This window comes from Protofrankia sp. CiP3, from assembly GCF_917627345.1.
Lineage (GTDB): Bacteria > Actinomycetota > Actinomycetes > Frankiales > Frankiaceae > Protofrankia.
On sequence record NZ_CAKJTM010000144.1, the window covers coordinates 1 to 8,624 of the forward strand.

Here is an 8,624-nt window from a genome sequence, read left to right on the forward strand (position 1 = left end):
GGTGCCGCCGCAGATGAGCACGTTCTTCCGGGCCCGGACCACCGCCCGCAGGAACACCCGCAGCGCGGGGCTGAGCGTCCCGAGACCGATCAGGTCGTCGCCGGTGACGGTCAGGTAGCGGTGCCGGCGGATCGCCACACACGGCCGGCCCGTCACCGCCATGACCGCGAACAGCCGCGACCCGTCCGGCAGCTGCACGGACAGCCGGGGGCTGGCCCGGTCGAACCGGCGTTCCTCCACCCCGGCCCGCGCCGCGACCGTGCGGATCAGCTCGATGAGTTCGTCGTCGGACCCGGCGACCGGCCCGGCCTGGTCCCGGCGACCGTCGGCGTAGCGCACCCACACGCTGTCGCAGCCGTTCGCGTTGATGTTCTCCACCGCCGGGTCATCCAGCAACGGCTGGAACCCACCCAACGCGAACAGGCCATCGAGGACCCGGCGGACCAGCGCCCCCTCGGTCTGCGCCGACAGCAACCGGCCGCCGCCAGCCAGTGTCGCGGCGGCGTGCCCGTCCAACGCGGTCACGGTCAACTGCTCTGCCAGCGCCTGACGGTCGGTGACGCTCATCGGTGGCCGGCCGGCGGCCTCGTCGGTCTGGCTGCGGGCCGCAAGACCCTCGGCGACCTCCACTCGCAGCCGGCCGAGGAGCTCCTCCGGTAGCGCCGTCGCGACATCGTGGGCGGCGAAACTGTGCCCCGGCGCGGGGGTGTGGCGGGCGGGAACGAACCCACCGGACGGTCCGGGCATGTCCGCGGTCATCCGTCGGCCTCCACGCTTGGTATCCATCCTGGTACGGGACGCCGGTCGGCAGGGGCCGCCGGTGGGGCGGCGTCCCGTACCAGGCGGCGGTGGCGCCGCTCGGACGGTGCAGGGCGGGCCTTCTCCGGCCCGGTCGCGGTCTGGTCGTGCGTCGCCGACGTCCCGGCAACCGTCGCAGCCGGCTCCGGCCCGGCGGTGAGCGCGGGAACATCGCCGGTCAGCCGGTGGGCCAGATCGGCGGCGAGGACCCGGGCCGCCCGCGCCAGCCTGCTCCGCCGCAGCAGCCGGCGGGACACCGCCACCCGCCCGGCCGTCAGACCCGCCCCGGCCGGATCATGCGGCAACCGGCCCATCACGGGAACCTCCAACGCTGCCGCGAGATCATCACTGGTGTAGCCGTCGTCACCCACGACCACCAGGACCAGCGACCGGGTGACCTCGCGGACCGCGTCGACCGCGGCGGCGACATGCGACACCTCCGCGAGTACCGGCCGGACGACCAGCACCGTCAACCGCGCTACCCCGAGCAACGTCCCCGCGGGGGAACCCGGCGTCAACCGGCCGCAATCCGCCACCACCACCGCCGGCGCCCTGTCCGTCGGGGTGGTCAGGGCGCCGGCTCGCTGACCGGCCAGCACCTGTAACGCCGCGATAGCCTGCGCCGCCCCGGGCGGGCCGGCGAGCACCTCCACCCCACCGGGAAGCCGCTGACAATGATCAGCGAGGCGTCCCGCAGCCGGATCACGGCGGGCCGCCGCCGCCAAACTCACCAGCCCCGGGGTGGCCGGCAGATCGAACCAGGCCGCGACATCCCCACCCGCCGGATCACATTCGGCGACCACCGCCCGTACCGGCTGCGGCCAGCCGGCGGCAACCGCCAACGCCGCCGTGGTCACTCCCGGCGATGCCTTCACCGACGCGAACGCCACCATCGTCATCGGCGCTATCCCACTCATCCCGACGCCGGTGTCTGCACGACACCGACCTGCCCGGCGCCCGCCGCCACCGCGACCATGTCCGCCGGCCCGGCTGACACCTCCACCGTGACCACAGCCCCGGCCCCGCCGTCGGCGGCCGGGTCCACGCCGAGCACGATCCCCGGCACCGACAGCGGCACGCCGCCCTCACCCGGAGGCGCAGACGACGTCACCGCAGCGGATGCTGGCCCGGTCGCCACCGCCGATCCGATCACCAGATGCACATGATCTCCCGCGGTCAACCGGGGCGGATACTGACCGGCCTTCACCGCGATCCCGACCACAGCCCGGCCCGCCGCTGGCACGACCGCCGCACCCACCTGTCCGGCGGCCAGCAGGCTGCCCGCGGCCAACGGCACCGCTGCCGGCCGCCCGAGCACAGCCCTGCGGTCCGCCTCGGCGACCAGCGCCAACCCGTCGGCGCCGGCCACCGTCACCGTCCGCAGATCCGCCTCGGTGATCGTCGCCCCGGCCGGGACCGCCCGGGCCAGCGCCACCACCGGCCGGCGGCCACCCGCCCGCGCGACCAACGTCATGACCAGCAGCGTGCACGCCAGCACCAGCACCACCCCGACGATCAACCGGGGGATGTTACGGCGACGACGCGCCCCGCCCAGCCGGGACGGCGCCGTTCCCGCCGCTGTCGGACGCGACGGCCCGGCGGTGCGTCCGGCGCTGTTCACCGAGGTCGTGTCCGACCCGGAGGGCTGCCACATCCGGCGTCTCAGCTCCCCGCCGACGGGCCGGGCACCGTGACGGTTTGGGACTCCGCCACCCGGAAGCTGATCGGCGTGGTCTGCGTCAACACGGGGAACACCCCGCCTTGGCCGCCACCGGCCCAGGTCACCGACCAGGTGACCGTCACCGATCCCCGGAACGCCTGGCCCGGCTCGGCCGCGGACGAGCGGGTGAACGTGTGCCCACACGACGGTGATGCCGCAGCCGGATCAACACCGCTGGTCGGATACGGAGTGCCGGGACCGTGGCACACCACGGTCGCGCCGTCTCCGAGCCGCCAGGTGAGCTCCACCGGCATAGCTGTCGCGGTCACCGCAGCCCCCGGCACTGCCGCCGTCGCAGACCTCGGACCCCACGTTCCCGGATCGATCCACAGCCACACCGGCAGTCCGACCAGCTGCGGTACTCCGGGAACAGGACTCGAACGCACCTGCGGCGCGGGCAGCACCAGCCGGCTTCGGGCCTGCTGGGCCAGGACCGCCGGTGTCGGTGGAATCAGGCCGGCGATGCCGGTCGCGCGCCACCAGACCACCCCGGACCCGGTGGACGCACCCAGACACTCCATCGCGTACCAGCTGCCGTCCACACCCGGGTCCACCTGTGTGGCCAGGACCGGCGTCGGTTCGAAATCCGGAGCCGGTTTGTAATAGCAACCGTCATCCGCCAGCCAGCCGTACTCCGGGTCCACGCACGGAACAGGGTCGGCAATCCCGGCGACATGACACATCCGCGGACCGCTGTCAGCCGCTCCGGAAGCCATCGGCCGGAGTGTGCCGCTCGGAGGCCTCGGCGGATATGCGTGTGTTCCGGCCCACACGTCGCATGATTCGGCCGCGGGAAGACACTGGGCGCCCGTCAGGGGGTCATCCGCCCGTGCCACGCCCGCCATGCCAATCAGGATCATGACGGCGACCCCTGCCATCAGCAGAAGGCGCATCAGCAGGTCCCTTTCGCCTGGACAACCAGGTCGTCGACTTTCCAGATGCCGTTCTGGCTGAGTACGAGCGCCTGGATCGACCTGCGGCCACCGGGAACGTCGTTCTCGAGCTGCCCGTCAGCTCGATAGTTCAGCCAATGAGCGGTGTCCACACAATCGACCATGGTGATCCGATCCAGATCGGCACCGGAAGTCGGGGTGGCAAGCTTCGGAGAAAGAACCGGCTCCCCTCGGGAGACCAGACCCTTGCTTTTGTTCAGGTAGACGGCCTGGTAGATTACTGACAGCGCTCGGCCGCTGGCATGTTGCGCCAAGCGCGGATTCTGATAATCGGACGTCCTGGCGATCTCGACCCAGTCCGCCCACATCCCCCGGTAGGCGGTCAGCGCGTCCTGTGCAGCCTGACTGGCGGGTGACGGTGGCGCGCTCGTGGTCGCCAGAGCCGGGCGCTCTGCCGGACCCGCCGACGGCGGGACCGGCAGAGCGCTGCGACCGTCGCTGCAGCCGGCGAGGAGGAGGCACACGTACATGACGCCGACCGTCCAGCCACGGCCGACACATCCCCCGTTCGACCTGTCACCCATGCAGACTGAACCTTTTTCGATCAGACCCGTTATGTATCCAGTGTTGTAACCCGATAGCCTGGGATAGCCGCAATGGGGCAAAGAACACGGAGACAAGTCACCCGCAGACGCCTAAACTCCGCCGAAGCCGCCGCCGGTTTGTCACCGTGGGTAGATGATGGGTGGAGCGACTGAGATCTCCTGGCGCCCCACCTGAGGCGCATCCCGCCGAGCCGTGCGTAATCCCTCTCGCTCGTGGGCACCCCACCGGTGATGATCGTTTTTGTGTGTGCGCTGATCTTTACGATCGTGGCTGTACCCGGCGGACGCAGCCTTTGTGGCAGGCAGAGAGCGGCGAGACGTCCCCCGCCTTGAATCGGGGGAACGGCTGCTGACAGTGAGGCGGACAGGCGAGTGCTACAGAGAGCCGTAGGATATCCGCGCGCCGGTACGGCGATGCGAAACCAATGATCACATAGATCAACTCTCTACGGAGAGTCATACCTCGCCAGGCGCGAGGGGTGGTGACCAGTGAATAGAGAGCACAACGAAAAGCCAAGTAAAAAACAATTTTTCACAAAGATTCTCGTCGACTGGTTTTAGTACCGTTCAGGGATGGACCGCAAGGCGTGTGCGATTGGCCGGTCAGCACGACCATGAGGGGGCCGTCGGGAGTCCGCCCGGATGTCCGGGTCCCCGCCGGGTAGGGATGAAATCATCGGCTCTGCTCCAGGGCCGTGAGACTGTCGAGAGCGCGGGCGCTGTCCGGGTCAGCGGTCGTGGTCAGAAAGGCCTGGAGGATCTCGCCGGCGGTGATCGCGGTGACCAGCCGGTACGACAGTACGCAGATGTTCGCGTCGTGCCAGCGCCTCGCTCCGGCCGCGGTGACCGCATCGCCGCATAACGCCGCCCGCACACCAGGAATCTTGTTCGCGGCGATCGATACCCCGGTTCCGGTGAAACACAGCAGTACTCCCACGTCGGCCCGTTGGTCGACGACGGCCCGGCCGACCAGCGCGGCGGCACGGACCCAGGCGTCGACGGGTGCCGTGAACGCCTCGTCATCCGGGACGGGAGGCGGTAGGTAGACGACGTCAAAACCGGCCACCTGCAGGTCACGGACGATGCGGCCGGCCACGGCAGTCACCTTGTCGGCGGCCACCGCGATCCGCAGCCGCTCGGATCCGCCGACCCGCAACAGCTCGGAGGCGACCTCCCGCCGGCTGACAGCATCGGCACCTCCGGTGGCTGTCACGGGGCTGCTCTGGCGACGGGCGGGTTCCGGTTCCGGGGAGCTACCGGCCGTGTCGATCACTCCCGCTGGTAGGACTGTCGGCGGGGTCATGGTGGGAATCATGGGCGAAGATCCATCTACTGGCGGGCGCCGACGGTCGGGCGTCGACACCCTCGGTGGGTGCTGGTCCATACGTGGTGTCCATGACGTGCCGCTCGGCGAGCTGCGCGATCAGGTGGAGTGCGGGACGGTGCACGGCCGCATCACGGACCATGAGGTCCCCGCTGCCGACCTCGCCGCCTCGAGATCGCGTCGGGCGACGGTCGGGGACGCCCTGGTCGGTCTGTGCGTCGGGGAGTCACGCGGGTCGTCCCTGCTACGGCCAGCCTGTCTCGCCGTACGACTCGGGTTTACGGAACGCCTCAACCGCGGCCCGGACATGGGACGCGAGATCCGGCGGCAACTGGTCCTGGTCGAGCCAGCGCAGAGCCTTGTAGAGCCCCCGGTTCATGATCAGTGGAATGCCGTGGAACACCCCCGGAGTGAAGTACAAGTCGATCCGGCTACCCGCGGGCGTCCAGTTGTGCTGGGTGCCGATCGGCCACATTCGGGCCACAACCACGTCCAGACCCACCTGCTCCCGCAGGATCCGGCAGGCCGCCCGCGAGGCGGGTTCGGTGGGGCCGAGCGTGTCGGCGGGCAGCACCCACCCGCCGCCGCCCACGGGACGCACGAACAGAAACCGGCTGTCCCAGCGGGCCAGCACGTGCACGCCGACCCGATGCGACCCGGCCTCAACCGGCCAAGCGGACGCGGTGGTGTGCGGGGGCGCGGTTGGCACGGACACCGACATGAACGTCCCTGATCCAATCGTGTGAGAGTGGAGCGTGAAGGCCGGCTACGGCAGCGGCGGGCGCCGCCGGCGAAAGGACGCCGTGAGAACCCTGCTGCTATCGGGGTGCACGATGAACAGCGGTGCACCGGCCTCACGTTCGATCATTTCCTTCATCGCGACTTGAACGCCGTAGCTGGAAGCGAGATGCGCCGGCGACGGGACGATCATCCCGGACCCGCCGCCGCGGCGGAGCGCGGTCACCGCGGCGGACAGCGCCGATGAATCCGCCAGGCCGCGGTCCATGAAGATCTCGGCCAACCGGTAGCCCTCATGCTCGGCGTATGCGACCATCTCAGCCTGGGCCGGGGCGATGGCGTCGACCGACGAACACGGTGAGGTTCGCAGGTAGCCGTAGACGAATGGGCGCATGCGCGTCGTCCTCTTCCTCGTGTGTCGTCCGATCGGGATTCTGGGTCTCATTACCGAGTCGCTGCCCGGACGCTGAGCAGGCCGGTGGAGCCGGGCCCACTTGTGGTAAAGGGCCAAGCTGGAGAAACGCAGTCGGCATTCACCTCCTTGTCGGTTGCAGCCGCCCGAAACCCGGTGGGCGCTCGCTGCGTTCATGAGACCGTTCGGACGAACCGTTGGGGGAGATGACATCCGATGACATCCACAGGAGTTGGAATCATGATTCGTGCTGTGACCATCACAGGGTCCCGATCACCTCGTAAGACGGTGACAGAGATCGTCGAGCTATTTGGCGCATACCTGCTGCCCTTCGCTAGATCTGACGTGCGTTTCTACGTGGGGGGTGCATCGGGCATCGACACGCTCGCGCTAAGCTGGCTTGCCGAGAACTCTCAGGCAACGCTCTCGGTCGTTGTCCCCTGTACCGTCGCGCAGCAGCCGGTGGAGGCCGTAGTAGCCATCGAACGTTGGGCGAGTCAGGGTCGCCTGGCTGAGGTCGTCGAGCTACGTGCCCCGAGCTTGGGGACGGTGGCGTACCACGCACGAAACCTGTGGATGGTGGACCGCAGCGAGTTGGTCATTGGCTTCCCACATGGGAACAAGCCGGGCAGCGGGACATCCCATACTCTCATCTACGCTGCCCAGCAGGACAAATCGCGACTCACCGTGCCGGTCTAGCATCCAACGCGATGATGTACTAATGCCATGACCTCCACCTACGACCGTGCTGCTGGGTCGCGACTGCTGCGTCAGCTCCGCGAGTCCCGCGGTTGGTCATGGACCGATCTGGCCCGAGCACTGCGAGGTACGGCCCAGCAGCTTCGCGTCGACGCGCTCGCCCAGGTGGCTGTCCCCAGCATTCAACGCACCATCGCGCGCTGGGAGAGCCCGACAGGTATGACCGTCCCAGCCGACCGCTACCAAGCACTCCTCGTACACCTCTACGCACGCACCCCTGCGGGCGTGGTCAATCTGGACGCCGGATCCGATCTCGATAGACTCGTGACCGCATTCCAATACCTTGGCGTGTCCTCCGAAAGGATCGACGAGCTGAGGTCCGTGGTAGCTCGCAGCGCGCCGCAAGGTGAGGCCAACCTGTTCACAATGCTTTCCCCTGCTATTCACACGGCTGCCGCCCGTGTTCTCCGTGACCCGGCGCTCTTGGATGTGGACCTGCTCGGCCGTCTCAGTGCCGAGACATCTACTATTGATCAGCAGGTGGGTACCGTTCCATTTGTTCGACTTCAGCTTCGCCTATCGCCCGTTGCGGAGGTCTTCCGTCGGCTCCTGCCCGATGCTCCGGTACCTCTGCGCAAACAGACGGCTATTCTCGCCGCCGAGGCTTTCGCACTCGCCGGCCGCCTGGCCTTCGAAACCCATGACGACGAGATCGCCGCAGCCCTATACACCAGCGCTGTCAGTACGGCGAGCAGCCAGGACGATGCTCGGGTCCCTGTCGCGATACGCACGAGTCACACGATGGTGACCCTGTATACCACTAATGATCTAGCGGCGGCGGGGCGGATAGCGGCAGCCGCAGTTCATGAGGCTAACCGAAGCCAAGATCTTGCAATCCGGGCCCGAGCATATGCTGTCCACGCGGAGATCTGTGCCCGCAGTGGCTATGTACGCCGCGCTCGTGCGGCGTTGAGCCGCGCCTGGATAAATGTGGATCGGGCCGGATCCAACCAGGAGGACGGCCGATTCGGTACGGATCGACTGGCTGGTTTCGAGGGCGTATGCGCTCTCTATGGCGATGATGCAAGCATTGCTCATGAGTCGCTCGCACGGTCCGTCGCTACACTCACTCGACCTCGCGACGCAGTGCAACGCGGTATCGTCAGCACTGATTTGGCTCTGGCGCGTCTCCGCCTCGGAGATACTCGCGCGTGCGCCGACCTACTGCACGAGGCAGTCGACCTGACCGCCCACACGGGAGGTCGCGTACCTGCCCAGCGGATACGCCACGTTCGCGGGGCACTGCGCCCTTGGCATAGGGAGGCATTCGTCGCCGATCTCGATGACCACATCTATGACGCCCTCATCGGGCGGTGACCAACACGCTCGCCCGGGCGGCGCGGACCGGCCGCCATCCTCGCCTAGTGTTTCGTGA

9 protein-coding genes and 1 pseudogene are annotated in these 8,624 nt (G+C 68.4%); 2 read left to right on the forward strand and 8 right to left on the reverse strand.

Annotated features, from left to right (window positions below; all coding sequences use genetic code 11):
* The 8 genes and pseudogenes from MJ797_RS24435 to MJ797_RS24470 all read right to left on the reverse strand — a co-directional run.
* A pseudogene (locus MJ797_RS24435) lies at positions 1-759 on the reverse strand (CpaF family protein); the annotation flags it as partial.
* On the reverse strand, positions 756-1,697 hold the full coding sequence (locus MJ797_RS24440) for a hypothetical protein (RefSeq protein WP_239341694.1): 942 nt from the start codon (positions 1,695-1,697) through the stop codon (positions 756-758). The gene MJ797_RS24440 and the pseudogene MJ797_RS24435, both read right to left, overlap by 4 nt.
* 14 nt (positions 1,698-1,711) lie before the next feature.
* Positions 1,712-2,452, reverse strand: a complete 741-nt coding sequence (locus MJ797_RS24445; RefSeq protein WP_239341697.1) for an SAF domain-containing protein — start codon at positions 2,450-2,452, stop codon at positions 1,712-1,714.
* Between the two features lie 8 nt (positions 2,453-2,460).
* Positions 2,461-3,162: a hypothetical protein gene (locus tag MJ797_RS24450; RefSeq protein ID WP_239341699.1), complete on the reverse strand. Its 702-nt coding sequence runs from the start codon at positions 3,160-3,162 to the stop codon at positions 2,461-2,463.
* 248 nt (positions 3,163-3,410) lie between these two features.
* Positions 3,411-3,995 carry a hypothetical protein gene (locus MJ797_RS24455; RefSeq protein ID WP_239341701.1) on the reverse strand — a complete coding sequence of 195 codons (585 nt, stop codon included), beginning with the start codon at positions 3,993-3,995 and terminating at the stop codon, positions 3,411-3,413.
* Positions 3,996-4,689: 694 nt separating this feature from the next.
* Positions 4,690-5,331 carry an RpiB/LacA/LacB family sugar-phosphate isomerase gene (locus tag MJ797_RS24460; RefSeq protein ID WP_239341703.1) on the reverse strand — a complete coding sequence of 214 codons (642 nt, stop codon included), beginning with the start codon at positions 5,329-5,331 and terminating at the stop codon, positions 4,690-4,692.
* A 253-nt stretch (positions 5,332-5,584) separates the two neighbouring features.
* Positions 5,585-6,055 carry an NUDIX domain-containing protein gene (locus MJ797_RS24465; protein WP_239341705.1) on the reverse strand — a complete coding sequence of 157 codons (471 nt, stop codon included), beginning with the start codon at positions 6,053-6,055 and terminating at the stop codon, positions 5,585-5,587.
* A gap of 51 nt (positions 6,056-6,106) precedes the next feature.
* Entirely contained in the window at positions 6,107-6,472 is a 366-nt protein-coding gene (locus MJ797_RS24470; RefSeq protein WP_239341707.1) for a recombinase family protein, read from the reverse strand.
* A 306-nt stretch (positions 6,473-6,778) separates the two neighbouring features.
* Between MJ797_RS24470 and MJ797_RS24475 the strand changes: the two genes are divergently transcribed.
* A complete protein-coding gene (locus tag MJ797_RS24475) occupies positions 6,779-7,189 on the forward strand; it encodes a hypothetical protein (protein WP_239341709.1) in 411 nt (136 codons plus the stop codon).
* A 27-nt stretch (positions 7,190-7,216) separates the two neighbouring features.
* Positions 7,217-8,566 (forward strand): hypothetical protein, encoded by a 1,350-nt coding sequence (locus MJ797_RS24480; RefSeq protein ID WP_239341711.1) that lies wholly within the window; start codon positions 7,217-7,219, stop codon positions 8,564-8,566.
* Positions 8,567-8,624: the final 58 nt, after the last annotated feature.

What these genes read in the sequence shown, in the direction of transcription:
- MJ797_RS24445 (WP_239341697.1), bottom strand. Translation starts at nt 2,452, where the DNA reads ATGTGGCAGCCCTCCGGGTCGGACACGACCTCGGTGAACAGCGCCGGA.
- MJ797_RS24455 (WP_239341701.1), bottom strand. Translation starts at nt 3,995, where the DNA reads ATGGGTGACAGGTCGAACGGGGGATGTGTCGGCCGTGGCTGGACGGTC.
- MJ797_RS24440 (WP_239341694.1), bottom strand. Translation starts at nt 1,697, where the DNA reads ATGACGATGGTGGCGTTCGCGTCGGTGAAGGCATCGCCGGGAGTGACC.
- MJ797_RS24470 (WP_239341707.1), bottom strand. Translation starts at nt 6,472, where the DNA reads ATGCGCCCATTCGTCTACGGCTACCTGCGAACCTCACCGTGTTCGTCG.
- MJ797_RS24480 (WP_239341711.1), top strand. Translation starts at nt 7,217, where the DNA reads ATGACCTCCACCTACGACCGTGCTGCTGGGTCGCGACTGCTGCGTCAG.
- MJ797_RS24460 (WP_239341703.1), bottom strand. Translation starts at nt 5,331, where the DNA reads ATGATTCCCACCATGACCCCGCCGACAGTCCTACCAGCGGGAGTGATC.